This is a genomic window from Aggregatibacter sp. Marseille-P9115 (assembly GCF_920939465.1).
GTDB lineage: Bacteria > Pseudomonadota > Gammaproteobacteria > Enterobacterales > Pasteurellaceae > Aggregatibacter > Aggregatibacter segnis_B.
The window spans coordinates 1,195,627-1,221,782 of record NZ_OV100759.1 but is presented as its reverse complement, the minus strand read 5'-3'; the positions used below and the strand labels follow the sequence as shown (position 1 = coordinate 1,221,782).

The following is a 26,156-nucleotide window of genomic DNA, read 5'->3' as shown; positions in this document are numbered from 1 at the left end:
ATCAAAAAGTCAAAATTTTTTCACTTTGTTGCAGGATTTGTAACAACTGTTGACGCGGTAGTACATCACAATCCAAGACGAAATCCGACGATGTCAGCTGAAATTGTTGCAGTGAATCGGCACACACATAGCGCTGTTCAATATCGTATAAATCCAATAATTTCAACGCACTTGCCGTGTCTTTTTGCAAGACGACTTCCGATTGTTGCTGTTTTTGCAAGTTCAACACACCGTCATCTAGGAAAAACACCGCAATGTCTTCTTCGGCACAAAATGCTGTCGCAGCAAGCAGCGCATCTAATCCTTCTCGCGTATTGGCCGTGCCGTAGGGCGCATGACGAAAAATAAAGGCAAGTTTACTCATACGGTTATCACCCGATCGGCTTGAAGCAAGGCTTGGCTAAATTCACCTAAGCCGGCAAGTTGAAAAACGTCCGCCAAACTGACCGCACTTTTATCCGCCGCCGAATCACCGTCCACCACGCCTCGGCGTTGTGCCGCAGCGACACATAAATGTAATGGCACATTAAACTGGCGAGAAAACGCTTGCCACGCTTTGACCAAATTGAATTCATCATTGGCGGGATACACCAAAGCATTGCCATTGCTGACACCGTCTTGATAGAAAAAGATTTGGCGGATGTAATGTTTGTGAACCAGTTCTTGCGCTAACTGATACGCAAGAAAAGCGCCTTGGCTACCGTAAACCGGCTGTTTAACCACCAATACATAATCCATGATTACTCGTCCTGATCCTGTTTGATTTGGCGGATGTATAAATACACGGTATGACGGGAAATATTAAGGCGTTCCGCCACCAAATTGATGGCATCTTTAATGTCGAAAATGCCTTTTTCATACAACGAAACGACGATTTGGCGGTTTTTATTATTATTTGCCACCATACGGTTGGAAGTCACTTCCTCAATGGTTTTTTCCACGGTTTGCACCACCAGTTCTTCCACCGAACTGGCAAAGTTCACCGCAGAGGTTTCACTGTGATCCGATGCCGGGATAAAATTTTGCAGGAATTGCGACATGGGCACATCTAAATTAATGTTGATACAAAGCAGGCCAATGATACGTTTTGCGCTGTTACGAATCGCGATAGTCACTGACTTCATCAAGCCACTGCTTTTCTTGGCGCGGGTAAAATACGGTTTGCTGACGCTTTCCGATTTCATATTGTGCAATGAACGCAACGCGAGATCGGTCATGGGCGAGCCCACTTGGCGGTTGGTGTTATGTCCGTTAGCGATGTAAATGGCAGAGTGTTCTAAATCCTCAAAAGAATGTAGAACGATTTCACAATGTTGCCCGATGAGCGCACTGACACCGTCAACCACGGCAATATAGGAATTTAAAATCGTGCGATCTTCGTCGGTAAAAGGGCGTTTATCTGTGAGCATGAAAGAGCGTGTTGAGTCGATTCAAACAAATGACCGCACTTATCAGTTCAACACCGAAAAGTGCGGTCGTTTTTTTAGTTATTTTTTCGCAGGCATCACGTCTAAGACTTCGACGTCAAAATAAAGTGTTGAGTTTGGCGGAATGCTCGCACCGGCACCATCTTTGCCATAAGCTAAATCTGGTGGTAATACCAATTCGATTTTGCCGCCTTTTTTCACTAATTGCAGACCTTCTGTCCAACCTTTAATCACTTGGTTTAATGGGAATTCTGCCGGAGTGCCGCGTTGTACGGAGCTATCGAACACCGTACCATCCGGTAATTTTCCGGTATAGTGTACTTTTACGACATCTGTCGCGTTGATCGCATTACCGGAGCCGGCTTTTTCGACACGATATAACAAACCGGAAGCCGTTTTCTTCACGCCATCTTTTTTAGCAAATTCCGCGGCAAATTTATTGCCTTCCTCTTCGGCTTTCTGTGCCACGGCAGCGGCACGTTTTTCACTCTCTGCTTTTAATTTAGCATCAATGCCTTGCAAAGCAGTCGCGATGTCTTTGTTGTCTTCCAACTTAACTTTGCCGTTTAATACATCGGCAATCCCGGCCACCACTTTTGCGTTGTCATAGTCGATAACGCCTTTTTGGGCATTGATAAGGCCTTGTAAATCAGTACCAAATAACACTCCGACGGCATAAGAAGATTCTTCTTTGAATTTAGCATCGTTTTGTTCTGCTGCTAAAACGTTGCCGGAAATGACCGCACTTAACATAAGCGCTAAAGCGGAGACTTTTTGAATTTTTAACATTGTGTTCAATCCTTTATAATAAGTGACAGATGCGTTGGATAGGGTAAAACGGATTCAACAAATTCACAACATTTATTTAGGAAATTATTATGTCGATACAACAACATTTAGAACAGCGAATTGCCGAGTTGGAAATGAAAGTCACCTTTCAGGAAACGGTGATTGAAGAATTGAATCAGGCGTTAATCGAGCAGCAATTTATTTTGGACAAAATGCAGCTACAACTTCGTTATGTGGTGAATAAAATGAAAGACATGCAGCCTTCCAATATCGCCAGCCAAGCGGAAGAAACCCCGCCGCCACATTATTAACTAAAAACAAAAAGGACGTCATGTTGACGTCCTTTTTTCTTCCGTTGATACGGTGATTATTTCGCGAAATACGCTTCTAAATCATCGCTACCACCGATGTGTTTACCACCGATGAAGACTTGTGGCACAGTCGCACGACCGGAAACCGCACGCACGCTCACGATAGTTGCATCATGACCTAATACGATTTCTTCAAAGCTTAAGCCTTTGTCATGTAACATTTGTTTTGCTTTTGCACAGAACGGACAACCAGGTTTAGTAAAGATCGCGATGGATTCTTGAACTTGGTGTTGTGGTGCAAGGTATTTCAACATGGTGTCGGCATCGGACACTTTGAACGGGTCGCCCGGCTCATTTGGCTCGATGAACATTTTTTCTACTACGCCGTTTTTCACGAGCATAGAATAACGCCATGAACGTTTACCGAAACCTAAATCTTCTTTACCTACCAACATACCCATGCCTTCGGTAAATTCACCATTACCGTCCGGAACGAAAGTGATGTTGTCGGCTTTTTCATCTTCTTTCCATGCGTTCATAACGAAAGTATCGTTCACGGAAACCACGAGAATGTCATCAACGCCGTATTTTTTGAATACTGGTGCTAATTCGTTGTAACGTGGTAAGTGGGAAGAAGAACAAGTTGGGGTAAATGCACCCGGTAGAGAGAAAACGATAACAGTTTTGTTATCAAATAATTCAGATGAAGTTACATCAACCCATTGGTCGCCTTGGCGAGTGCGGAATGTCACTTGAGGAACTTTTTTACCTTCCATATTGGACATGATTTTTCTCCTATTAATGATGTGGAACGGATTAGAAACTGCTATACAAAACCTAAACAGATTCCAAATGTCGATGAATTATAGGTAAAATTATGATATAGTCACAATCAATTAATTCTATCCTTTTAATTGTTACTTTCTATAATGAGGACCTATGAATATTCGCGATTTAGAATACCTTGTGGCGCTTGCTGAATACAAGCATTTTCGTCGTGCGGCAGATTCTTGTCATGTCAGCCAACCTACCTTAAGCGGTCAAATTCGTAAATTAGAAGACGAGCTCGGCATTATTTTATTGGAACGTACCAGTCGTAAGGTTTTATTCACTCAATCAGGTTTATTGTTGGTTGATCAAGCCAAAACCATTTTGCGAGAAGTAAAATTATTAAAAGAAATGGCGAGCAACCAAGGCAAAGAAATGACCGGGCCATTACACGTCGGCGTCATTCCAACTATCGGACCTTATTTAATGCCGCACATTGTTCCGGCGTTACAACAAGCGTTCCCAGAACTCGAGTTATTCTTGTACGAAGCACAAACCCATCAATTATTAGAACAATTAGAAACCGGCCGGCTCGATTGCGCGATTGTGGCTTCCGTGCGAGAAACAGAACAGTTCATCGAAGTGCCACTATTTAACGAAAAAATGCTACTGGCCGTTTCCGAAACCCATCCTTGGGCGAAGGAAGAGACCATTCCAATGAGTATGCTGAAAGATCGTGAAATGTTAATGTTAGATGACGGACACTGTTTGCGAAATCAAGCTCTTGGCTATTGTTTCACTGCCGGCGCAAAAGAAAATTCACATTACCAAGCAACCAGTTTGGAAACCTTGCGTAACATGGTGGCGGCCAATGCCGGTATGACCTTAATGCCACAACTTGCGGTTCTTAGTGAGGGCGCTCGTGGCGGCGTGAAATACCTGCCATGTCACACACCACAGCCGGCGCGTGATGTCATTTTAGTTTATCGTCCCGGTTCCCCATTGCGTGTACGTTATGAACGCATTGCCGAAGCGGTTTCTAACTCGATTAAACCGCTTTTAGATTAATGGAGTAAAAGCATGGTCGGTATTCGCGCACAACAAAAAGAAAAAACTCGTCGAGCTCTCATTGATGCCGCATTCAACCAGCTGACGGCGGAAAAAAGTTTTTCCAATTTAAGCCTACGGGAAGTGTCTCGCGAAGCCGGCATTGCACCGACCTCATTTTATCGACATTTTCGCGATATGAACGAATTAGGTCTCACCATGGTTGACGAAGCGGGACTAACCCTACGTCAACTCATGCGGCAGGCACGTAAACGCATCGCCAACGGCGGCAGCGTCATTGTGATTTCGGTGGAAACCTTTTTTGAATTCATCAATAACAGCCCAAACGTATTCCGCCTGTTATTGCGCGAAAGTTCCGGCACATCCCAATCCTTCCGTACCGCAGCCGCCCGTGAAATCAAACATTTCATTGATGAACTGGCAGAGTACATCGCTCACAAAAACAACTATTCCCAATACATTGCCTACGTGCAGGCGGAAGGCATGGTAACCATTGTTTTTACTGCCGGCGCCAACGCCTTGGACATGAGTAAAACAGAACGGGAACAGTTAAAAGAGCGGTTGATTTTACAGCTCAGAATGTTAGCTAAAGGCACCAAACACGAAGCCAAAGACCGCCATGACATCGATTAATATCAAAAAATTACTGAAAAATGCCGTTTCTTTATTGCTCACTTTACTGATCATGAGCAGTATCTTAGATTTTATTCGCAAACCGACTGTACCGGATAATCTCAACGCCACGGCATTATATGACTTACAAGGCAACCCATTTTTTCTGCCACAACTGGATCAAGACAAGCCAACGGTACTTTATTTTTGGGGAACCTGGTGTAGCTACTGTCGTTACACCTCGTCAGCAATTAATGATCTGGCAAAAGAAGGCTATCCTGTGGTTTCCGTTGCATTGCATTCAGGTTCTGCACAAGATGTGGCGAATTATCTGATGGAACATCAATATGGTTTTACCACGGTTAACGATCCGCAAGGAAAATTAGCCACACAATGGGATGTGGGTGTTACCCCCACCATTATCATTTTGCGTCACGGCAAAATGGATTTGGCGACAACCGGTTGGACAAGTTATTGGGGACTAAAAGTGCGGTTGTTTTTGGCGACGTTTTTATAAGAAAAAACACATTTAAAACCCATCACACAAAAACCAACATTTTTTGAATATTGGCGTTGCCAACAGCATCAATCGGCGAACAATCAAGCCTAACTTGATTGTGAATACTTTTACCTTGGTGAGTAAATCAATTACAATGAGCGACAACTTTCATATCTAGTAAGAGGACAGAACTATGATTATCGTAACCGGTGGCGCAGGCTTTATTGGTAGCAATATCGTCAAAGCATTAAATGACATGGGTCGTAAAGACATTTTAGTGGTAGATAACTTAAAAGACGGCACAAAGTTCATTAATTTAGTGGATCTAGACATCGCTGATTATTGCGACAAAGAAGACTTCATCGCCTCCATTATCGCCGGCGATGATTTAGGCGATATCGATGCCGTTTTCCATGAAGGCGCATGTTCTGCCACCACCGAATGGGATGGCAAATACATCATGCATAACAACTACGAATATTCCAAAGAGTTGTTGCATTACTGCTTAGATCGCCAAATTCCATTCTTCTATGCCTCCAGTGCCGCCACTTACGGCGACAAAACCGAATTCCGCGAAGAACGCGAATTTGAAGGCCCATTGAACGTGTACGGCTATTCCAAATTCTTATTCGACCAATATGTACGCGCGATTTTACCTGAAGCCCAATCACCGGTGTGCGGTTTCCGTTATTTCAACGTGTACGGCCCACGTGAAGGCCATAAAGGCTCTATGGCAAGTGTCGCGTTCCACTTAAATAATCAAATTCTCAAAGGTGAAAACCCGAAACTCTTCGCCGGTAGCGAACATTTCCGCCGTGATTTCGTGTATGTAGGCGATGTCGCCGCGGTGAACATTTGGTGCTGGCAAAACGGCATTTCCGGTATTTTCAACTGTGGCTCAGGTAACGCAGAATCTTTTGCTGAAGTGGCAAAAGCCGTGATTAAATTCCACGGCAAAGGCGAAGTGGAAACCATTCCATTCCCGGAACATTTAAAATCCCGCTATCAAGAATACACCCAAGCGGATTTAACCAAACTCCGTACTACCGGCTACGACAAACCGTTTAAAACCGTGGCAGAAGGCGTAGCGGAATATATGGCGTGGTTGAATAGTAAATAATAAAACTCGGGCGGATAATTTCCGCCCATTAATCTCATATTTTTACCGTTTTTCCCTGTTTTATAAAAATCCAAGGAAATTCCATCATGGCACAATCCAATTTTGATTTTCTGCAAGCCTACCCGACACTGTTTACCCTAGCCTCTAATGCGGAAAAATACTTCTGGCACGACCCGAACACCGCGTTAATCAAAACCCGTCAATTTGCCGAACTCATTGCCAAAACCATCGCCGTGCATTACCGCATTGCCGAAGGCAATTCATTAACCCAAAATGATTTACTGCGAAAATTTAAATACGATCTCGATCTTGACCAAGACATCCTGACGCTATTTCACTATTTACGCAAACAAGGAAATGACGCAACGCACACTTACGAAAGCGATCGCAAATCGGCGATTCAAAGTATCGAGCTGGCGTGGCAATTGGCCGTGTGGTTTTACCGCACCTTTGCCGACGAGCAGGAAGAATTTGAGCCGACACCTTTCAGCCGGGATATTTTGCAGGTACAGGGCAAAGCGGATAGTGTAGAAAGTCAGCAAAGTGCGGTGGAAAAATCCAACGTTTTCCGTGAACAACAGGAACAACAGCTACGCGAAAAATATGAAGCGGAATTGAATACCTTGCGCGCCGAACTGGCACAACAAACGGAAAAACAAAAACAGGCCTACCAATCCAAACTGAATCAGCGTTTAGCCAACAGCAGAAAGAAACGGGATTTGGACGAAAAACAAACCCGCCTGCTAATTATCGATCAGCAATTGCGTGATGCCGGTTGGGAAGCGGATTCGGAAAATCTGGTTTACGCCAAGGGCGCACGCCCTGAAAGGGGGAAAAATAAAGCCATTGCGGAATATCCTTGTGGTCGGGAACGTGCAGATTATGTGCTGTTCTGCGGTTTAATGCCGGCCGCCGCCGTAGAAGCCAAAAAAGCCAATACGGATGTTGCCGGCAAGATTGGACAAGCAGAACGTTATGCCAAACATATTGAGATAAAAGACATCAAAGCCCCGTGGGAACTTGCCAAACGTACAGTAGCATGGGCAGATGACGAAGAAGGGCATTATTTGCTTCCCTTCGTGTATTCCTGTAACGGGCGCGCCCTCACCAAACAAATTGCAGAAAAATCCGGCACATGGTTTCGGGACGTTCGCCATCATTCCCATTTAAAACGTCCGCTCAATACATTCCACTCACCGCAAAAATTACTGGACATGCTGCGCAATGAGCCGGAAGCGGCGCAAGAAAAACTGGAAAAAGAACCGGTCGATTACTTAAATCTGCGCTACTACCAAATCAATGCTATTCATGCGGTGGAAAAGGTACTCTCTCTCGGACAACGCGACATTCTGGTTGCAATGGCTACCGGCACGGGGAAAACCCGCACCATTGTCGGTTTAATTTATCGTTTGCTGAAAGCCGAACGCTTTAACCGCATTTTATTTTTGGTGGATAGAAAATCCCTCGGCACCCAAGCACATGACACGTTTAGGGAAATGCCACTGGAGCAAAATAAATCCTTGACCGAGCATTATAATTTTGCCTTAAACGGCGAAGTGGCGCCGGAAACTAAAGTGAAAGTCGCCACCGTGCAATCTATGGTGAAACAGTTGTTTTATTCCGATAACCCGCCGCCTATCGACCAATTTGACTGCATTATTGTTGATGAAGCACACCGAGGCTACACTCTCGATCAAGAAATGACAGATGCCGAATTGGAAATTCGCGATAATGCGCAGTACCTCTCCACTTATCGTCGCGTGCTGGATTATTTCGACGCGGTCAAAATCGCCTTAACCGCCACACCGGCAAAACATACGACAGAGATTTTCGGGCATCCGGTGTTTACCTATTCTTATCGTGAAGCGGTAATCGATGATTTCTTGGTAGATTACGAACCAGCAATCTCTATTGCAACCGCATTAAGCCAAGACGGTATTCATTTTGACAAAGGCGAAGCGGTGGAAGCCATTGATACCTTCTCCGGAGAAATTATTTCAGCCGAATTGGAAGATGAAATGAATTTTGACGTCGAAGCCTTCAATAAGCGTGTGATTAATGAAAATTTCAATCGGGTGGTTTGTCGCGAATTGGTAAAAAAAATCAGCCCGCTAGACGAAGGAAAAACCTTGATTTTCTGCGCCACGGATTTACATGCCGACATGGTAGAACGTATTTTGGACGACGAATTTTCTGCCCTTTACGGTGAGCTTTATAACCAAGCCGCCGTCGCCAAAATTACCGGACAAAGCGATGCTCCGGAAAAGTTGATTAAACGTTACAAAAATGAACGTTATCCGAATATCGCCATCACGGTGGACTTGCTCACCACCGGCATCGACGTGCCGGAAATCTGCAACTTGGTTTTCCTGCGTCGCGTCAAATCCCGTGTGTTGTATGAACAAATGAAGGGGCGTGCCACCCGAAAATGTGAAAAATTAGGCAAAGAGGTTTTCCATATTTACGATGCCGTCGGCTTGTATGAAGCCTTGGAAGAGGTCGATACCATGAAGCCGATTGTCAAAGATGTGAAAATTCCTTTGGAGCAGCTCATTGAGGAGCTAAATGCGGATCAAAGTGCGGTGGAATTAACGCACAAAAATGAGGTGTTTGCCCAAATCACGCAAAAAATCATGCGCGTGTTGCGCAAAGCGGAACATAAGGCGCACAAGAACCCGCAACTCAAAACCTTCTTGGCGGAATGCGAACAAGAATGGGGCTGCAAACCGGCGCAACTGCATCAATACCTGCAAAAACTCGGCGTGGAAGGTGCGCAGCAATTCTTCCAGCAACATCAAGATTTTTTATACCAACTGGAACAGATTCGCGCGGAAATCGGCAGCGAACACAACCCGATTTTGTCCCACCACCCTGATGAGATTCGCGAGGTCAAAGTCCTTTATGACACCAAAGGCAATGCCGATGATTATATTTCCCGTTTTGTGCAGTATATCTCCAGTCAAAAAAACGAAAACATGGCGTTACAGGCGATTATTAACCGCCCGCGCAATCTCACCCGCCAGCAATTAAAAGAAATCGAGCTTACCCTTAACAAGGAAGGGTTCAATAAAACCGCGCTCAATCGCGCCTTTAATGAAAAAACCAACCAGATGATCGCCGCCGGCATTCTCGCCCATATTCGCCGAGCGGCCTTAGGCGACGCGCTGATTCCTTTTGAACAACGGGTAGAACACGCCATGCAGAAAATCTATGCCAAACACGATTGGAACAAAGCGCAAAAAGACTGGTTGGAACGCCTACGCAAACAACTGATTCTTAACCACGATGAAATCATCGACCGCGCCCACATTAACGAATTATTTGAGCAATCCCGCGAATATCGCGGCGCCAAAGGCGTGGATTTGTTGTTGAAAAATCAACTGGAACCGTTGCTGGAAGAAATCAACGAAGCCCTGTGGGAAAACGTCAGTTAACCCGCTCAACCGATAAAAACGAAAGAAAAGTGCGGTCAAAATTTAAGGAGTTTTTGAGTGATGAAAGAAGATGTATTGCCGGAAGGGTGGATGAAAACCACGTTGGAATATTTAGGGAAATGGGGATCTGGAGGTACACCAAACCGGAAATACAAAGAATATTATGAAGGTGATATTTCATGGGTAAAAACAGGTGATTTAGGAGAAAAATATTTATTCAAATCAAGCGAATACATAAGCAAATTAGGTTTAAAAAACTCCAGTGCAAAAATGTTTCCGAAAGGGGCAATCGTATTAGCGATGTATGGTGCGACTATCGGTAAGGTATCTATTTTGGATATTGAAGCAAGTACAAATCAAGCCTGTGCAGTTATCATTCCGAATGAAAATATTGATACCGAATTTCTTTATTATTTTCTTTTAAGCCAAAAAGACATTTTTATTAAAAAAGGAAAAGGAGGGGCGCAACCAAATATTTCGCAAGCTATCATCAAAGAACATGATATAAATCTTCCCCCCCTCCCCGAACAACAATATTTATCCCAAAAACTGACCGCACTTTTGGACGAAGTGGCACAAACCAAACAACGTCTAGAAGCCATCCCAGCACTGTTAAAACAATTCAGCCAATCAGTTCTGGCAGACGCGGTAAGTGGGAGGTTGACGGATTCAGATAAATACAAAGACCATAAATTAAAAGATTATTTTGATTTTATTGATGGTGATAGAGGTCCTAATTATCCTAAGAAGGATGAATATTCAGATAAAGGATATTGCTTATTTCTTTCTACTAAAAATGTTCGTGAGTTCGGTTTTGACTTTTCTGAGTGTATATATATTTCTCAAGAAAAAGATTCTGTATTAAGAAAAGGAAAATTAAATAGAGGTGATGTTATTATTACTACACGAGGAACATTAGGAAATGTAGCAAGTTATGATGAAAAGGTCGCCTTTGATAATGTGAGAATAAATTCCGGAATGCTTATTCTACGTAAAAAAGAAAATAATATATTAAATGAATATTCAAAAATCTTGATTGCTTCTCCTTTATTTAAACAAATGATTACAGATAAACAAACGGGAAGCGCGCAGCCACAATTACCAGCAGGAATACTAAAAGAATTCGAAGTACCGATTCCTAGCATAGAAGAACAAACCCAAATCGTCCAAAAAGTCGAAACCTACTTCGCCCTTGCCGACGAAATTGAAGCTCAAGTAAACGCAGCATTGGAGAACGTCAATTTGCTCACCCAATCCATTTTAGCCAAAGTCTTCAGCGGGGAATTGTCGGCGGCTTGGCGTAACTCAAAAGTGACAGAAACTCAGGGGAACGTATGATTTATCCGAAGGAAATTTTTGAGCTTTATACGCAACTAAAACAGCAGAAATCAGAAATAAAAAATATTGAAGCAAAACGTTGTTTAGATTCTGTCAGTGATTCCCTTATGCAGACAATTTGTGCTTTTGCAAATGAAAGTGGCATTGAATACGGCTACTTGTTATTAGGCATTAGTGAACCAAATGAAGCCAATCCAACACATTGGGTTTCAGGTGTAAACAATCCGGATACTGTACTTGACCAAATTCAAACAAATTGCCGCAACCAATTCACTGTCGTGGTGAATATTGATGCCGGCATTGCGACAATTGAAAATAAAACCGTTATTGCCATTAAAGTGTTTGAACTGGATCCTGCCTCCAAACCTTGCGGTTTCAAAAGTGCGGGTAAAAATAAGAAAAACTTTTCTAAGACAGGTATTTGGCGAAGAGGCATTAATGGTGACTATGAAGCAAATGTCGAAGAACTGCAATTCATCTTTACCGAAAAACAAGGTTTATCGTACGAAAATACGTTCTTACCCAACGCTTCGTGGAAAGACATCGATATTGAAAAAATCACGCTTTACCGTAAATTGCGCGCAAGAGTACAACCTAATGCTTCTGAACTTGAATTTGACGACGTAGAGTTATTGAATGCATTTAATCTTATCCGAGAAAAAGATGGCGTAATTCAGCCGAATATCGCCGGTCTACTGTTATTTGGCTCTGATGTGGCATTGCGCAAACACTTACCTATGGCACGTATCGATTACATTCGCCATATCGGCACGCAATGGGTTGAAGAAAGTGATCAGCGTTTTCTCTATACCAAAGATTTTAGAGAGTCGCTAATTAGTGTTGTTCCTCGCTTAGAGGGCGTTATCTTGGATGATATGCCAAACTATTTTAATCTGGAAGAAAACGCATTACAGAGAAGCGATCAATCTATTTTGCCACAACGCGTTGTCCGTGAGGCTGTAGTAAATATGCTCATGCACCGTGATTATTCACAAAACCAACCATCACAAATTAACCGTTTTAGTAACCGTCTAGAATTACAAAATGCAGGCTATTCCTTAAAAAATATTGATGATTTAGGTAGCCCCAAATCGATTACCCGCAACCCGTTAATTGCAACGGTTCTTTATGATTTACGTTATGCCGAAACAAAAGGCAGCGGTATAAATACAATGCGCAAAAAATTGAAGGAAGCAAAATTAACCCCGCCGGTCTTTTATAGCAATCAAGATGATAACCAATTTCGAGCGGTGTTCTTGTTGCAACATTTAATGCAAGAAGAACAACTCAACTGGTTAAAATTATTTGCAGATTACGAGTTGTCTTATGAAGAATCATCCGCACTCATACTCGCCAAAGAAACGGGGTATGTAGATAACTCCGGATTAAGAGAAATTACCGGACTGGATACGCTATCTTCCAGTAAATTATTAATGAAACTTCGCAAAAAAGAACTGCTCATCATGTTAGGTAAAGGACAACACACGTACTATGTTTTATCCGATTTAGCCAAAGACAAGGAACTTGAACAACTTAATCGTAAACCTGAAAACTTAATCACTAAATCTGAAGAGCTAATCGATAAACCTGAAGAGCTAATCGATAAACCTGAAGAGTTCATCGATAAATCTGGAGAGTTCATCGATAAATCTGGAGAGTTGCTGATGTTGCAGTTACAAGGATTAGCAAAAAAAGCGACAAAAGACAAAGTTCATCAAATTATTCTCATACTTTGTATGGAATCTGCTACACAAGCTGAATCCATCGCAAAAGCATTAAACAGAAATTTAAATTATGTCCGAACAGCTTATTTAGCCCCTCTCTTAAAAGAGGAACTTTTAACTTACAAATTTTTAGAAACCCCAAATCATCCGGAACAAGCTTATCTAACGACTCCGAAAGGTAGAGAATGGTTGAAACAACAAGGAATTGAATTATGACCAACAACGAAATCGTTCAAAAACTCTGGAATCTCTGCGATGTTTTGCGGGATGACGGGATTAATTACAACCAATATCTTACCGAATTGGTCATGTTGTTATTTATCAAAATGACCCATGAAAAAGAATTGCTCAAAAGTGATGACGGGCGTAATGAAATCGAACATTTATTGCCGAAAGGTTGCCGTTGGGAAAACCTTAGCGGACGTGCCGGGCAAGCGTTGCTCGATGATTACAAAAAGATGTTATTGATTCTGTCCACCGGCAAAGACGACGACAAAGTGGTGCATAAAAATCCGCTGTTAATGGCGATTTATGATAATGCGCAAACCCATTTGCGTGAACCTAAACACCTGGAACAACTGATTCGTAATTTTGATGAAATGGATTGGTTTACGGTGCAAAAAGACGGGTTGGGCGACTTATACGAAGGGTTATTGGAAAAAAACGCTACGGAAACCAAATCCGGCGCGGGTCAATACTTTACGCCTCGCGCCCTCATTAATGCCATGGTGCGTTGCATTAAACCGCAGCCTAAAGAAACCGTTCAAGATCCCGCCGCCGGTACTGCCGGATTTTTAATCGCTGCGGATCAATATATGCGAAAACAAACCGGCGACTACATGGATATTAGTTTTGAAGAACAGCAATTTCAAAGTAAGCACGCGTTTGTCGGTGTCGAACTAGTGCCGAATACCCGTCGTTTGGCGTTGATGAATTGCCTATTACATGACATTGAAGGCGGTCCACAAGGCGCGGTGTTGCAAGGAAACACCCTTGGTGAGACTGGAAAATGCTTAAAATCGGCAGACATTATTCTTGCTAATCCACCTTTTGGCACTTCCAAAGGTGGTGATGCGGCAATTACCCGCGATGATTTGACTTATGAGACAACCAATAAACAACTTGCCTTTTTACAGCATATTTACCGCAATTTAAAAGAAGGCGGACGTGCCGCCGTTGTATTGCCGGATAATGTCTTGTTTGAAGCGGGCAAAGGCACGGATATTCGTCACGACTTGATGAACAAATGCAATTTACACACCATCTTGCGTTTGCCAACCGGCATTTTCTATGCACAAGGCGTTAAAACTAATGTGTTATTTTTCAACAAAGTTTCTAACCATGCAGAAAACAGCACTCAGCAGGTTTGGGTGTATGATTTACGCACCAATATGCCGAGCTTTGGTAAACGTACGCCTTTTACGGAACATCACTTAGCCGCATTTGAGCAGGTTTTTGACCCGACAAGTGCGGTCAAATTTAACGATGAAAATTTGCAGGAAGTACTCCATGCCCGCAAAGAAGGCGAATGGTCTTTCACTGAGGGAGAACATACAGCGGAAAACAGCCGTTGGCGCTGTTTCAGTCGTGAATGGATCGCCGAAAATAAAAGCGATAGCTTGGATATTTCCTGGCTAAAAGATAAATCTGCCGTCGATAGCGAAGACTTGCCAGAGCCCTTAGAATTGATCGGACAGGCAAAAAATGAGTTAGAAACCGCATTACTCGCGTTAAATAAATTAATGCGGGAATTAAATTAACCGCACTTTTAGCATAAGGCAAAACATGAATATCCTAATTATCGGCCCCTCTTGGGTCGGCGATATGATGATGTCGCACAGTTTATATCAACAACTTAAACAGCAATATCCAACTTGCCAAATCGACGTGATGGCACCGAACTGGTGTAAGCCGTTGCTGGCACGCATGCCGGAAGTGCGTAACGCCATTGAAATGCCGCTCGGACACGGCAAATTTGCGCTATGTGAACGTTATCGTTTAGGCAAAGCGTTACGTCATCAGTATGACATAGCGATTGTTTTGCCGAACTCTTTAAAATCCGCGTTTATCCCTTTATTTGCGAAAATTGCCGTGCGCCGTGGTTGGAAAGGGGAAAGTCGTTATTTTCTGCTCAATGACTTACGTAACAACAAACGGGACTACCCGATGATGGTGCAGCGTTATGTGGCATTGGCGTTTGAAAAAAATGCGGTGCCGAAGGCGGCAGATATTCCCGTTTTAAAACCTTACTTAACCGTTGAGCCAACCCAACAGGCAGAAACCTTAAAAACATTTGAAAAACAGACCGCACTTTTAGGCAATCGCCCGATTATTGGTTTTTGTCCGGGGGCCGAATTTGGCCCGGCAAAACGTTGGCCGCATTATCATTACGCTAAATTGGCGGAAATGCTGATTGAAAAAGGCTATGCCGTGGAATTGTTTGGTTCGCCGAAAGACATAGAAGCCGGTGAACAAATTCGCAATGCATTGCCTGCCGAGTTGCAACCGTTTTGTTTAAATTTAGCGGGACAAACCAATCTAAATCAGGCGGTAGATTTAATTGCTCACTGCACGGCGATCGTGAGTAACGACAGTGGTTTAATGCACATTGCCGCGGCTACTGATCGCCCGCTAGTAGCGCTTTACGGCCCAACCAGCCCAACATACACGCCGCCTTTATCCGAGAAAGCAGAAATCATCCGTTTAATTGAAGGCGATTTGATTAAAGTGCGTAAAAGTACCGACAGCGCGGAAGGATATCATCAAAGTTTGATCGATATTACGCCACAAAGCGTATTTGAAAAACTCACCGCATTACTGAATAAATAGTTAAATCACCGCCAAAGTGCGGTGATTTTTTTGATAAATTCGTTGGGGGGCAAAAAGTAAAAGATCTATACTACGGCTTTAATTTACTCTTTCGGAGTTGTTATGCCGGATCGTTCTCCTAATATCGCAACACATGATCCCTTCGGCAGCTTGTTGGGTTATGCACCCGGCGGTGTTGCCATTTACTCTTCAGACTACAACACAGCAGATGCGCAGGAATACCCTGACGACGCCGCTTTTCGTAGCTACCTGGGTGGCGAATATATGGGCTATAAGTGGCAATGTGTGGAATTCGCCCGTCGCTATCTTTATCTCAATTACGGCATGGTCTTCACCGATGTTGGCATGGCGTACGAAATTTTTTCTCTGCGTTTTCTACGCCAAGTGGTCAATGACGCGTTGTTACCACTACAAGCCTTTGCCAATGGTGGCAAGCGAGCCCCGGAATGTGGTGCATTGCTGATTTGGCAGGAAGGTGGTGAATTCAAACACACCGGCCATGTGGCGATTATCACCGAGGTGCTGACAGATAAAGTACGCATCGCGGAACAAAATGTGATTCACTCCCGCCTACCGAGTGGTCAACAATGGACCCGTGAATTGCCGATGACGATTACAAAGGACGGCTATCGCTTACATGATACCTTTGATGATACAGAAATCCTCGGTTGGATGATTCAAACGGACAACGAGGAATTCAGCCTGCCACAACCTATGCCGGAACCGAATAAACTCAACATTTATGCGGAACACATTGAGAACCAAGGACAGTTTTCAACAAACTGGCTTGATGAAACAAAACCACTAGAGGCAGCTTACGTTAAAGCAATGCAAGGGCATATTGTGAATCATGGTGATCAATATCGTTATTTTGTGCTTTCAGAAAGTGCACAGCATGAACTGATTCGCGCCACGAATGAATTACACCTCATGTATTTACACGCCACCGACAAAGTGCTTAAAGACGATAACTTATTGCAATATTTCAATATCCCAAAACTGCTTTGGCCTCGCCTGCGATTATCTTGGCAAAATCGTCGTTATCAAACCATCACTGGGCGGTTAGATTTCTGTCTCGATGAGCGTGGTTTGAAGGTGTATGAATACAATGCCGATTCCGCATCTTGTCATGCTGAAGCAGGCGCAATTTTGCCACAATGGGCAAAACAAGCTGGCATCACAGCAGGGCATGACCCGAGCAAAGGATTACGTAATGCGTTGGCGGACAGTTGGAAACACAGTCGTGCTACGCCACTCGCACATATTATGCAGGACTACGATGCCGAAGAAGATTACCACGCCCTATTTATGCGTGATGCACTAACCCAGGCCGGTTTTAACACAAAGATTATTCACGGCACAGAAGGGCTACATTGGGATATTCGTGGGCAGTTATTAGATGATGAAAATCAGCGAGTCCAAAGCGTATGGAAAACCTGGGCGTGGGAAACCGTGTTGGAACAATTACGCGAGGATGCCACAGGTCGCGAGGTTGCCCCACCGATTCGTACCGGTTATCCGGAAGATAAAGTGCGGTTAATTGATGTATTACTTCGCCCGGAAGTGTTGGTTTATGAACCCTTATGGACGGCTATTCCAAGTAACAAAGCTATTTTACCGGTGTTATGGTCATTGTTTCCCAATCATCGTTATTTGTTGGAGGCGGCGTTTGAGCTCACGCCAGCATTAATTGCCAACGGTTATGCACAAAAACCAATTGCCGGGAGACGTGGTGATAATGTGAAACTGATTGGTGAATGTAAAAGCGTGCTAGACAGTACAAATGGGCGTTTTGGTAAACAAGAGAACATTTATCAACAGTTATGGTGCTTGCCTAAAGTCGAAGAGCAGTATGTACAGGTGTGTACTTTTACCGTAGGTGGACATTATGCCGGCAGCTGTTTGCGTTCCGATCCAACCCGTGTGATTGTCGGTAATAGCGATATGCAACCATTGCGTATATTAAGTGATAAGGCGTTTACACAGAAGGTAAAATAGATTTAGGGGAGATCAAAATAGGCACCTTCAAGGTGCCTATTTTTACTTTAAAGTGCGGTCAAAAAACTCAACGTTTTTGAACCGGTTTATTTTTTGTCTTTTGACTCAGCCGGCTCAACCTCAGCACCTTGCAACCAACCCGGAGCAACTTTACTCATATCCGGTAAATTGTGTGCAATACCTTTATGGCAGTCAATACAGGTTTTGCCGTTTTCTTGCGCAAATTTATGCATTTTTTGCGCCACCGTTTTTTGTTGAGAGAAGTCCATGCGATCCATTTTATGGCAGTTACGACATTCTTTAGAATCATTAGCTTTCATACGCGCCCATTCATTTTCCGCCATGTGCGGACGACGTGCGTTGAATTTCTCAATAGTATCGGTTAACCCCATGTAATGAGCGTACACCTCTTTTGCTGCCACCATCTTACGCCACATTTTTGGACCAAACTCATGTGGCACGTGACAATCCGGGCAGCTTGCACCCACACCGGTACGCGTTTGATAGTGCACGCTGTGTAAATATTCCGGATAAGCATCATTTGTATGGCAACCTGAACAGAATTGTTCTGTGTTGGTTTGTTCTAAGCCATAGTTAAAGCCGACCCAGGATAAAATACCGCCGATAAAAGATAAAACGATAATGGTGCCAACCGCAACGCGGCTAGGTGATCTAAACCAGCGCCAAAGCCGAATAAGAATATTTGCTTTTTTATCTGACATAATCGCCCCTTAATTACTTACCGTAACCTTTCATTGGTTTGAACTCATTTGGCACGATTGGCTCAACATCAGATTGAGAAACGTGACATTGCAAACAGAAATAACGGCGAGGAGATGAACTGGAGCCGATATTACCATCGCGATCAGCAAAGTGTGTCGGGCTGATGCGCGTTGCACCGGTAACACGAGAGGCTTCAACGCTGTGACAGTTCAAGCATTGGTTAACATTTTTGGTGACTTGATAGTTTTTTACGCTATGTGGCACCATTGGTGGTTGGTTAACATAATTTAATGCGGGTAATTCACTTTGTTTCGGTGCATCGTGGAATGCCGGTGCAACACTTTCCGGTGAATTATTGAAAAAGTCTCCGGCACCGCTGTTTGATTGTTCTGCCATGACAGAAGTCGCAAACAATGCCGCGAATACAGCACCGCTAAAAGCAAAGAGGTTTTTTCTAGTCATTTTAATCACTCCCCCGAATGATGGAAATTTTTTATTTTTATTGGTTTAAATTGACGACAGGAATATCGTTATTAAACCTATGGCTAAAGGTGAATACTTTTTCAGCGCAAACATCGATACAACGTCCGCAACTGATACAATCTTGAGAAAGCACAAGCAGGCTTTCGTTATTTTTGCCGTGTAACGGAGAACGTAACACTTGTGGTTCCGGACAAACATTATAGCAATCCATGCAATTATCGCATCTTGCTCGGTCAATCACTTTGATCCGAAGCAGACTTTTCGCACCGATAACACCATAAGTTGCGCCGATTGGGCAAAGGTGTCCGCACCATCCGTGTTCGACAATGAATAAATCAAAGAAGAAAACAACTAAGATTAACCACGCTGTTGCACCAAAGCTATAAATTAGAGCCCTTCCTAATGCAGCAACCGGGTTCACCCATTCCCATAGTAACAAACCGCTTACCGCACTACCGGCTAAAATCATGACTAAGATAGCATAGCGTAAACTGCGTGGAATTTTTGCCGTTTGACGAATTCCCAACTTACGGCGAATCCAAGCCGCACAATCGGTGACGACATTTAACGGACAAACCCAACCACAGAAAACCTTACTACCTAATAACGCATAGGTTATAAAGATAACCAATGCGCCGCTGAGAGTCAGAATACCCGGTAAATGGCCGGAAGCCAGACTTTCTAAGGTAATTAACGGATCACTAAACGGAATAATGTCGAAAAGTATACTTCCGCTATAATTGCCTTTTAAAATCCAAACGCCCAAATAAGGTCCGCTTAAAAACATCAACAAAATGCTTAGCTGACTTACACGTCGCCAAAATAGGAAACGATTAGCATGCCACCAGCCCAGCTTTTCTCTGGCTTCTCGTCCGGCAAATTTTGGTGCATTAGCCATTACTTACCTCCTAATACCGGTGCCAAAACAGGCTCTGGAATTTGCTCCACACCCACTGCTGGAATAGCACCTGCAGGTGTTGGTATTCCCTCCGGTAATCGGGTCGGCATAGAAATCAAATTGTCCGGTGCAAGAGAATGTCCTGCTTTCGATTTTTCTTCCCAACCTAAACGATAATGTTTACCCAACATACCTTTAGCAAGAGACATCGGTAATACTTTGATTGCCGCCTCATCTAATACGCAAGCTTCCTCACATTTACCACAACCGGTACAAGCATCAGAATGCACCGTCGGAATAAACATAGCATGCTTACCGGTACGTTCGTTACGATGACTTTCTAACGTAATCGCCTTATCGATTAAAGGACAAACACGATAACATACATCACAACGCAAACCTTGCCAGTTAAGGCAGGTTTCGTGGTCTAGCAATACAGAAAGCCCCATGCGGGATTCGTTAATATCCTGTGCATGGCGATCTAACGCACCACTTGGACAAGCGTGAGCGCAAGGAATATCGGGACACATTTCACAAGGTTTATCTCGCGCAATAAAGTATGGCGTACCTGCTTCCATTGGAGAAAGTAAGGATGCCAAATGCAACATATCATATGGGCAAGCTTGCACACATTGACCACAACGAATACAGGCAGCCGCAAACTTCTCGTCATCCTCAATAGCAAACGGCGGACGTAACGCCACACCTTCACGGGCTAAGCTTTGTTTTTGTTGTAAACCTAATAAAAGGCCGAGCCCAACTAAACCGCCCGCAGTACGGGTTGCTTCTTTGAGGAATTTTCGGCGCTCAGGTGTTACTGTTGGTTTTTTCATTGTCTTAATGACCGCACCATAAAGTGCGGTCTGTTTTCTCACCGTTTTTTTAAGCTTTTTCCACTTTTACCGCACATTTCTTAAAGTCGGTTTCTTTGGAAATTGGGTCAGTTGCATCCAATGTTAACTTATTGGCTAACTGTCCTGCGTCAAAGAAGGTGGTGTAAACCAAGCCTTCCGGTACTTTATTACGACCACGGGTATCTAAGTAAGAAATCATTTCACCGCGACGTGAGGCAATTTTAATCTTATCGCCATGGCGTAATCCGCGTTTTTGCGCATCGTTCGGGTGCATCCAAACAACATTGTTCGGGAAGGAACGGTGCAATTCCGGTACACGACGGGTCATTGTACCTGTGTGCCAGTGCTCCAATACACGGCCGGTACATAACCATAAATCGTATTCAGCATCCGGTGACTCTGCAGGTGGTTCATAAGGCACAGCAAGAATAATCGCTTTTTTATCCGGGTAACCGTAGAACGCCACGCCTTCACCTTCTTTCACATACGGGTCAAAGCCTTCACGGTAACGCCATAAGGTTTCTTTACCGTCCACAACAGGCCAACGCAAACCACGTGCCTTGTGATACATATCGAACGGCGCTAAGTCATGACCATGACCACGACCGAATGATGCGTATTCTTCAAACAAGCCTTTATGTAAATAGAAACCGAAGTGGTAAGACTCATCATTTAATTGGCCTTCTGCAAGCTCGCTTAGTGGGAATTTATCCACTTGACCATTGCGGTACAACACTTCATATAAGGTTTTGCCTTTGTACTCCGGATTTTTCTCTAGAATTTCTGCCGGCCACATTTCATCGGTGGTGAAATATTTAGAGAACTCCACTAATTGCCATACGTCAGACTTCGCTTCACCCGGTGCTTTGACTTGTTGACGCCAGAATTGAGTACGACGCTCTGCGTTACCATAAGCGCCTTCTTTTTCTACCCACATTGCTGTTGGAAGCATTAAGTCTGCGGCTAAACAGGAAACAGTTGGGTATGGGTCGGACACCACGATAAAGTTGTCCGGATTACGCCAGCCCGGGAAAGTTTCTTCATTAATATTTGGACCGCCTTGCATATTGTTGGTACACATTTGCCATAACACACGCATTTTACCGTCTTTTAATGCACGGCTTTGAGCAACAGCATGGAAACCTAATACATCCGTAATAAGTCCTGCAGGTAATTTCCAGATTTTTTCTGCAATTTCACGGTGTTTTGGATTGGTAACCACTAAGTCTGCCGGCAAGCGGTTAATAAAGGTACCTACTTCACGGGCTGTACCACACGCAGACGGTTGACCGGTTAAGGAGAACGGACCACAACCCGGAATAGAAATTTTTCCGGTTAATAGATGGATGTTATAGATTAAGTGGTTTGCCCACACACCGCGAGTGTGTTGGTTGAAACCCATGGTCCAATAAGAAACCACTTTACGTTTTGGATCAGCATATAATTTCGCCAAGTTTTCCAACACATCTTTTGGTACGCCGGACATTTCGTGGGCTTTATCTAAGGTGTATTCAGCAACTAGGGCTTTTAATTCCTCAAAGTTACTGTCATACATTTTGCCGCTGTTCGGATTTTTTGCCGCTTTTTGCAATGGGTGATTATCACGCAAGCCGTAACCGATATCGGTTTCACCACGTTTGAATTTGGTGTGTTTATTGACGAAATCCCAGTTAATCGCATCGTTTTGAATTAAGTAATTGATAATGTAGTTTAAAATCACTAAGTCAGTATGTGGCTTAAAGACTAGACTATAGTCAGCCAACTCGAAACTACGATGTTCATAGGTTGAAAGTACGGCGACTTTCACATCTGGGTTGGATAAGCGACGGTCGGTAATACGAGACCACAAAATTGGGTGCATTTCCGCCATATTGGAACCCCAAAGCACGAAAGCTTCAGCATTCTCAATATCATTATAACAACCCATCGGTTCATCCATACCGAAAGTACGCAGAAAGGCTACTGCTGCGGATGCCATACAGTGGCGCGCATTCGGGTCGATATTATTAGAACGGAAACCGGCTTTCCAAAGTTTAGCTTTAGCATAACCTTCAAAGATGGTGCTTTGACCGGAACTGAACATACCCACACCGTTTGGCCCTAATTCTTTCACAGCAGCTTTGAATTTTTCTGCCATGGTTTTAAATGCGACATCCCAGCTAACTGGCGTAAAATCACCGTTTTTATCGTATTTGCCGTCTTTCATACGTAGCATCGGCTGGGTTAAACGGTCTTTACCGTACATGATTTTCGGTAAGAAATAACCTTTAATACAGTTTAAACCACGGTTTACTTCTGCATCCGGGTCACCTTGTGATGCTACAACGCGACCATCTTTGGTTCCTACCAATACGGCACAACCGGTACCACAGAAACGACAAACGGCTTTATCCCATTTAATTTCGGATTCAGCGGCTTCTACATTTTTTACCGGAATAGTTAATCCGGCAGCCGTAGCTGCAGCAACAGCAGCATTGGCTTTCATAAAGTCTCTACGACTTAAATTCATAGTGTTTTCCCCCCACTATATGATTTTTGAGTTATTCAGGCTGTTCATCCTGTTGATGATAAATCAGCGAAACGGTAATAACACCGTCAATATCTTTCACAGATTCCATGTTGTTAAGCAAGATATGCTGATCGTGAGATTGCATAACAGCAACAATCTTACCAATCTTTTCGTCAAAGGTTGGCACTTCTGTGTTTGGAATCGCTAAAAGTGCGGTACGAATCGCAGGTATTTTTTGGGGTTTTCCTTGCACCACCAAACCGACGACGTGCCAGTCTTTCGCTTCTTCCATGGTTAAAACTTCAGTTTCATTCATCGTTGTTAGGATATGTAATTTTTATTGCATTCACCGGACAACTGTTTAAACAGGCGCCACACCCATTACAGTTATCCACGTTTACCATCGGCTGTGCCACACCACCTATTTGTAAGCGGAATCGAATGGCATTTACCGGACAGTTATCTTGACAGCTACGACACTCGATTTTCTGTTGCGTTAAGCATAAAGAGGTGATTTCTACCTTATGTTCCCAAGGTTTCTCTTCTATTAAACGGAAAATCGGTTGTTTGCAAACATCCACGCATTTATGGCAAAAAGTACATTCGCCTTGGCTAAATTGCACTTGCGGAAAACCGCCCTCACCCTTAATCAAAATATGCGTTTCACACACTTCAATACAGTCGTCACAACGGGTGCAATGCTGAATAAATACTTGGTTATCTTTGCTCCAAGGTGGTCGAATACCATTAAAACCTTGGACTTTTTGTTGTTCTGTCTGTAACGATGACAAGAAAGAACCACGTAAAAAATGGCGCCGTGAAACATCAGGCGTTGTCATTCGTCTTTACCTATTAATCTATTTTTAGATCCTGTATGTTAATTCCTTCACAGCCAATTAACATAACTACAAATAAGTATTTACCTCACCTTCTGTCTTCAATTTGTTTTAGATCAAACTCTATTATTGGTTTGCTCTCATTCTCCCTAAAAAACTCTTATAAAAGAGACCGCACTTTTTGTTAAACTAGCGGCACATTTTCCACCAAGGTTTTTTATTGTGAAAATCAAGCATTCTGTTTCTACCCGCATAGCCAACTATCTCATCGTAATTATTATCTTTGTTGGCATTATCAGCGCATTTAGTTTAACACTAATGGAAGGTAATCGTTCCTATGCAGAAGCAATTAATGTGTCTGGTTCATTACGGATGCAGAGTTACCGCTTACTCTATGAAATCGAACATAATCCCCAAATGGTGGAAACAAGCCTACGTCAATATCGCGTCAGTTTGCATTCAAAATCCCTGATAGAAATTAATTATCATCCTTTCGCCTCACAAGAAGTAAAAGATGCCTATCGCAATTTGATTAAACGCTGGGAAGGCATGGAATGTCTTGCACGAGAAGGCAACTTTTCTGAGTATCAACAAAATATTGCTAATTATGTGGCGCAAGTGGATCGGTTCGTGTTCGCCTTACAACATTCAGCGGAAGAAAGATGGATTTGGGCATTATGCGTCATTATTGTTTCGATGCTACTCATCGTCGCCATGGTGTCTTATGTAAATTGGTATACTCGCAAAGCCGTCGTAACACCATTGGAACAACTGACGCGCGCCAGTATTCAAGTACAAATGGGGCAATTCAATCATATTCCGCTAGATCTTAAGAAAGAAGATGAGTTAGGCCATTTAGCACGCACGTTTACCAAAATGGCTTCGGATTTAAGCAAGTTATATTCCGGCTTGGAAGCGACGGTAAATGAAAAAACCCAAAAATTGCAACAAACTAACCACTCTTTAAGCACGCTGTATCACTGTTCACAACTTGTCACCACCAATAAAATTGACAGTAAAATTTTGCAGTTAGTCTTACAAAACATCATGCACAGCGAACATTTGCGCTATCTGGAGCTAGATGTATTGGATATGGCACATTGGCACATTTGCTTAGGTGAGAAAAATGATTGCTTGGAATTACAACAAACAGAAGTGACCATTGAAGGAGAAACCTTGGCGGTGTTGTATTGGCAAGCAGGGCTTCCTTGCCCGGATTTACGCACCATGCAAAACTTAGCGCAAATGCTAAGCCGCTCCTTGTATTTCCAGCGCACTCAACGCCAACAAGAACAGCTATTGCTCATGGAGGAACGTTCTATTATTGCGCGTGAATTGCATGATTCGTTGGCGCAAGTTTTGGCATTTTTACAAATTCAACTGACTCTACTTAAACATAACTTAAATAAAGACGAACCGGGTTCTAAACACAAAAGTTTGATGATCATTAAACAGTTTGAGCAAGCCTTAAGTGATGGTTACAGCCAGTTGCGCGAACTGTTGGCTACTTTCCGCTTAACCATTCAGGAAGCCAATTTGAAACTCGCGTTAGAACAAGTAATTGATTCCTTACGCAATCAAACAGATATTCAAATGAGCGTAGATTGTTCTTTACCTTCGCAAAGTTTTAATGCACAACAATTAGTCAACGCCTTGCAAATCGTACGCGAGGCTGTACTCAATGCCATTAAACACTCACAAGCCACGCTCATTGAAGTCATCGCTCGTACCAACGAAGATGGCGAACAAGAACTCATTGTGCGTGATAACGGCATCGGCATTCCAAGTTTAGAAGAACCGGATGGACATTACGGACTTAACATCATGCACGAGCGTAGCGCACAACTCAACGCCAAGCTCACCATTACTAATCAAGCAAGTGGCGGCACAGAAGTAAAAGTTACGTTGGCGCACACATCATCTTAATTCAGAGGAA

At 43.4% G+C, this 26,156-nt stretch carries 24 protein-coding genes; 12 read left to right on the top strand and 12 right to left on the bottom strand.

Annotated elements, in window-relative coordinates:
- Nucleotide 1: 1 nt before the first annotated feature.
- The 4 genes from tusC to LQ983_RS05855 all read right to left on the bottom strand — a co-directional run bounded on the left by tusC (nt 2) and on the right by LQ983_RS05855 (nt 2,216).
- Complete coding sequence (gene tusC, locus LQ983_RS05870; RefSeq protein WP_230621945.1) at nt 2-364, bottom strand: sulfurtransferase complex subunit TusC; 363 nt, start codon at nt 362-364, stop codon at nt 2-4.
- Nucleotides 361-738: a sulfurtransferase complex subunit TusD gene (gene tusD / locus LQ983_RS05865; RefSeq protein ID WP_111306011.1), complete on the bottom strand. Its 378-nt coding sequence runs from the start codon at nt 736-738 to the stop codon at nt 361-363. The genes tusC and tusD overlap by 4 nt, the downstream gene beginning before the upstream one ends.
- A 2-nt stretch (nt 739-740) precedes the next feature.
- Complete coding sequence (locus tag LQ983_RS05860) at nt 741-1,409, bottom strand: transcriptional regulator (RefSeq protein ID WP_111306012.1); 669 nt, start codon at nt 1,407-1,409, stop codon at nt 741-743.
- A 78-nt stretch (nt 1,410-1,487) separates the two neighbouring features.
- Nucleotides 1,488-2,216 (bottom strand): FKBP-type peptidyl-prolyl cis-trans isomerase, encoded by a 729-nt coding sequence (locus LQ983_RS05855; protein WP_109128743.1) that lies wholly within the window; start codon nt 2,214-2,216, stop codon nt 1,488-1,490.
- An 89-nt stretch (nt 2,217-2,305) separates the two neighbouring features.
- Here LQ983_RS05855 and LQ983_RS05850 point away from each other — a divergent pair, with 89 nt between their 5' ends.
- Complete coding sequence (locus LQ983_RS05850; protein WP_006719768.1) at nt 2,306-2,527, top strand: SlyX family protein; 222 nt, start codon at nt 2,306-2,308, stop codon at nt 2,525-2,527.
- Between the two features lie 56 nt (nt 2,528-2,583).
- On the opposite strand, the gene pgdx is transcribed toward LQ983_RS05850, so the two are convergent.
- The gene (gene pgdx / locus LQ983_RS05845) at nt 2,584-3,312 is read right to left on the bottom strand and encodes a hybrid peroxiredoxin PGdx (RefSeq protein ID WP_230621944.1); all 729 of its coding nucleotides are present in this window, start codon (nt 3,310-3,312) and stop codon (nt 2,584-2,586) included.
- Nucleotides 3,313-3,466: 154 nt separating this feature from the next.
- On the opposite strand from pgdx, the gene oxyR reads away from it, so the two are divergent.
- The 10 genes from oxyR to gss all read left to right on the top strand — a co-directional run bounded on the left by oxyR (nt 3,467) and on the right by gss (nt 17,917).
- The gene (gene oxyR / locus LQ983_RS05840; protein ID WP_111306013.1) at nt 3,467-4,363 is read left to right on the top strand and encodes a DNA-binding transcriptional regulator OxyR; all 897 of its coding nucleotides are present in this window, start codon (nt 3,467-3,469) and stop codon (nt 4,361-4,363) included.
- A 12-nt stretch (nt 4,364-4,375) separates the two neighbouring features.
- Entirely contained in the window at nt 4,376-4,996 is a 621-nt protein-coding gene (gene fabR / locus LQ983_RS05835) for an HTH-type transcriptional repressor FabR (RefSeq protein ID WP_006719775.1), read from the top strand.
- Nucleotides 4,992-5,492, top strand: coding sequence for a protein disulfide oxidoreductase (locus LQ983_RS05830; protein ID WP_230622616.1), 501 nt, complete (start codon nt 4,992-4,994; stop codon nt 5,490-5,492). Before fabR ends, LQ983_RS05830 begins: the two co-directional genes overlap by 5 nt.
- Before the next feature lie 175 nt (nt 5,493-5,667).
- Complete coding sequence (rfaD, locus tag LQ983_RS05825) at nt 5,668-6,594, top strand: ADP-glyceromanno-heptose 6-epimerase (RefSeq protein WP_230621943.1); 927 nt, start codon at nt 5,668-5,670, stop codon at nt 6,592-6,594.
- Nucleotides 6,595-6,680: 86 nt separating this feature from the next.
- The gene (gene hsdR, locus LQ983_RS05820) at nt 6,681-10,028 is read left to right on the top strand and encodes a type I restriction-modification system endonuclease (protein ID WP_230621942.1); all 3,348 of its coding nucleotides are present in this window, start codon (nt 6,681-6,683) and stop codon (nt 10,026-10,028) included.
- A 60-nt stretch (nt 10,029-10,088) separates the two neighbouring features.
- Complete coding sequence (locus LQ983_RS05815; protein ID WP_230622615.1) at nt 10,089-11,366, top strand: restriction endonuclease subunit S; 1,278 nt, start codon at nt 10,089-10,091, stop codon at nt 11,364-11,366.
- A complete protein-coding gene (locus LQ983_RS05810) occupies nt 11,363-13,306 on the top strand; it encodes an ATP-binding protein (RefSeq protein WP_230621941.1) in 1,944 nt (647 codons plus the stop codon). Before LQ983_RS05815 ends, LQ983_RS05810 begins: the two co-directional genes overlap by 4 nt.
- Nucleotides 13,303-14,850 carry an N-6 DNA methylase gene (locus LQ983_RS05805; RefSeq protein ID WP_230621940.1) on the top strand — a complete coding sequence of 516 codons (1,548 nt, stop codon included), beginning with the start codon at nt 13,303-13,305 and terminating at the stop codon, nt 14,848-14,850. The genes LQ983_RS05810 and LQ983_RS05805 overlap by 4 nt, the downstream gene beginning before the upstream one ends.
- A gap of 25 nt (nt 14,851-14,875) precedes the next feature.
- Nucleotides 14,876-15,919: a lipopolysaccharide heptosyltransferase II gene (gene waaF / locus LQ983_RS05800; protein WP_230621939.1), complete on the top strand. Its 1,044-nt coding sequence runs from the start codon at nt 14,876-14,878 to the stop codon at nt 15,917-15,919.
- A 102-nt stretch (nt 15,920-16,021) separates the two neighbouring features.
- The gene (gss, locus tag LQ983_RS05795; protein ID WP_230621938.1) at nt 16,022-17,917 is read left to right on the top strand and encodes a bifunctional glutathionylspermidine amidase/synthase; all 1,896 of its coding nucleotides are present in this window, start codon (nt 16,022-16,024) and stop codon (nt 17,915-17,917) included.
- Nucleotides 17,918-18,003: 86 nt separating this feature from the next.
- On the opposite strand, the gene LQ983_RS05790 is transcribed toward gss, so the two are convergent.
- From LQ983_RS05790 to napF, 7 genes are read right to left on the bottom strand one after another with little or no spacing between them, the layout of a single operon-like run.
- Nucleotides 18,004-18,639: a NapC/NirT family cytochrome c gene (locus LQ983_RS05790; protein WP_109128735.1), complete on the bottom strand. Its 636-nt coding sequence runs from the start codon at nt 18,637-18,639 to the stop codon at nt 18,004-18,006.
- Nucleotides 18,640-18,652: 13 nt separating this feature from the next.
- A complete protein-coding gene (locus LQ983_RS05785; RefSeq protein ID WP_006719787.1) occupies nt 18,653-19,102 on the bottom strand; it encodes a nitrate reductase cytochrome c-type subunit in 450 nt (149 codons plus the stop codon).
- Nucleotides 19,103-19,139: 37 nt separating this feature from the next.
- Entirely contained in the window at nt 19,140-20,021 is an 882-nt protein-coding gene (gene napH / locus LQ983_RS05780; protein ID WP_230621937.1) for a quinol dehydrogenase ferredoxin subunit NapH, read from the bottom strand.
- Nucleotides 20,021-20,854, bottom strand: a complete 834-nt coding sequence (gene napG / locus LQ983_RS05775) for a ferredoxin-type protein NapG (RefSeq protein ID WP_230621936.1) — start codon at nt 20,852-20,854, stop codon at nt 20,021-20,023. Before napG ends, napH begins: the two co-directional genes overlap by 1 nt.
- A 49-nt stretch (nt 20,855-20,903) precedes the next feature.
- The gene (gene napA, locus LQ983_RS05770; protein ID WP_006719792.1) at nt 20,904-23,384 is read right to left on the bottom strand and encodes a nitrate reductase catalytic subunit NapA; all 2,481 of its coding nucleotides are present in this window, start codon (nt 23,382-23,384) and stop codon (nt 20,904-20,906) included.
- A 31-nt stretch (nt 23,385-23,415) separates the two neighbouring features.
- Nucleotides 23,416-23,700 (bottom strand): chaperone NapD, encoded by a 285-nt coding sequence (locus LQ983_RS05765; protein ID WP_006719794.1) that lies wholly within the window; start codon nt 23,698-23,700, stop codon nt 23,416-23,418.
- The gene (napF, locus tag LQ983_RS05760; RefSeq protein WP_006719796.1) at nt 23,693-24,223 is read right to left on the bottom strand and encodes a ferredoxin-type protein NapF; all 531 of its coding nucleotides are present in this window, start codon (nt 24,221-24,223) and stop codon (nt 23,693-23,695) included. Before napF ends, LQ983_RS05765 begins: the two co-directional genes overlap by 8 nt.
- A 219-nt stretch (nt 24,224-24,442) precedes the next feature.
- On the opposite strand from napF, the gene narQ reads away from it, so the two are divergent.
- The gene (narQ, locus tag LQ983_RS05755) at nt 24,443-26,146 is read left to right on the top strand and encodes a nitrate/nitrite two-component system sensor histidine kinase NarQ (protein ID WP_109128731.1); all 1,704 of its coding nucleotides are present in this window, start codon (nt 24,443-24,445) and stop codon (nt 26,144-26,146) included.
- Nucleotides 26,147-26,156: the final 10 nt, after the last annotated feature.

Coding starts and splice junctions, on each gene's coding strand:
- napH (WP_230621937.1), bottom strand. CDS start 20,021: ATGGCTAATGCACCAAAATTTGCCGGACGAGAAGCCAGAGAAAAGCTG.
- LQ983_RS05855 (WP_109128743.1), bottom strand. CDS start 2,216: ATGTTAAAAATTCAAAAAGTCTCCGCTTTAGCGCTTATGTTAAGTGCG.
- hsdR (WP_230621942.1), top strand. CDS start 6,681: ATGGCACAATCCAATTTTGATTTTCTGCAAGCCTACCCGACACTGTTT.
- napG (WP_230621936.1), bottom strand. CDS start 20,854: ATGAAAAAACCAACAGTAACACCTGAGCGCCGAAAATTCCTCAAAGAA.
- LQ983_RS05785 (WP_006719787.1), bottom strand. CDS start 19,102: ATGACTAGAAAAAACCTCTTTGCTTTTAGCGGTGCTGTATTCGCGGCA.
- pgdx (WP_230621944.1), bottom strand. CDS start 3,312: ATGTCCAATATGGAAGGTAAAAAAGTTCCTCAAGTGACATTCCGCACT.
- LQ983_RS05790 (WP_109128735.1), bottom strand. CDS start 18,639: ATGTCAGATAAAAAAGCAAATATTCTTATTCGGCTTTGGCGCTGGTTT.
- LQ983_RS05765 (WP_006719794.1), bottom strand. CDS start 23,700: ATGAATGAAACTGAAGTTTTAACCATGGAAGAAGCGAAAGACTGGCAC.
- LQ983_RS05815 (WP_230622615.1), top strand. CDS start 10,089: ATGAAAGAAGATGTATTGCCGGAAGGGTGGATGAAAACCACGTTGGAA.
- LQ983_RS05850 (WP_006719768.1), top strand. CDS start 2,306: ATGTCGATACAACAACATTTAGAACAGCGAATTGCCGAGTTGGAAATG.
- waaF (WP_230621939.1), top strand. CDS start 14,876: ATGAATATCCTAATTATCGGCCCCTCTTGGGTCGGCGATATGATGATG.
- LQ983_RS05860 (WP_111306012.1), bottom strand. CDS start 1,409: ATGCTCACAGATAAACGCCCTTTTACCGACGAAGATCGCACGATTTTA.
- napA (WP_006719792.1), bottom strand. CDS start 23,384: ATGAATTTAAGTCGTAGAGACTTTATGAAAGCCAATGCTGCTGTTGCT.
- fabR (WP_006719775.1), top strand. CDS start 4,376: ATGGTCGGTATTCGCGCACAACAAAAAGAAAAAACTCGTCGAGCTCTC.
- tusC (WP_230621945.1), bottom strand. CDS start 364: ATGAGTAAACTTGCCTTTATTTTTCGTCATGCGCCCTACGGCACGGCC.
- LQ983_RS05810 (WP_230621941.1), top strand. CDS start 11,363: ATGATTTATCCGAAGGAAATTTTTGAGCTTTATACGCAACTAAAACAG.
- tusD (WP_111306011.1), bottom strand. CDS start 738: ATGGATTATGTATTGGTGGTTAAACAGCCGGTTTACGGTAGCCAAGGC.
- napF (WP_006719796.1), bottom strand. CDS start 24,223: ATGACAACGCCTGATGTTTCACGGCGCCATTTTTTACGTGGTTCTTTC.
- gss (WP_230621938.1), top strand. CDS start 16,022: ATGCCGGATCGTTCTCCTAATATCGCAACACATGATCCCTTCGGCAGC.
- LQ983_RS05805 (WP_230621940.1), top strand. CDS start 13,303: ATGACCAACAACGAAATCGTTCAAAAACTCTGGAATCTCTGCGATGTT.
- rfaD (WP_230621943.1), top strand. CDS start 5,668: ATGATTATCGTAACCGGTGGCGCAGGCTTTATTGGTAGCAATATCGTC.
- oxyR (WP_111306013.1), top strand. CDS start 3,467: ATGAATATTCGCGATTTAGAATACCTTGTGGCGCTTGCTGAATACAAG.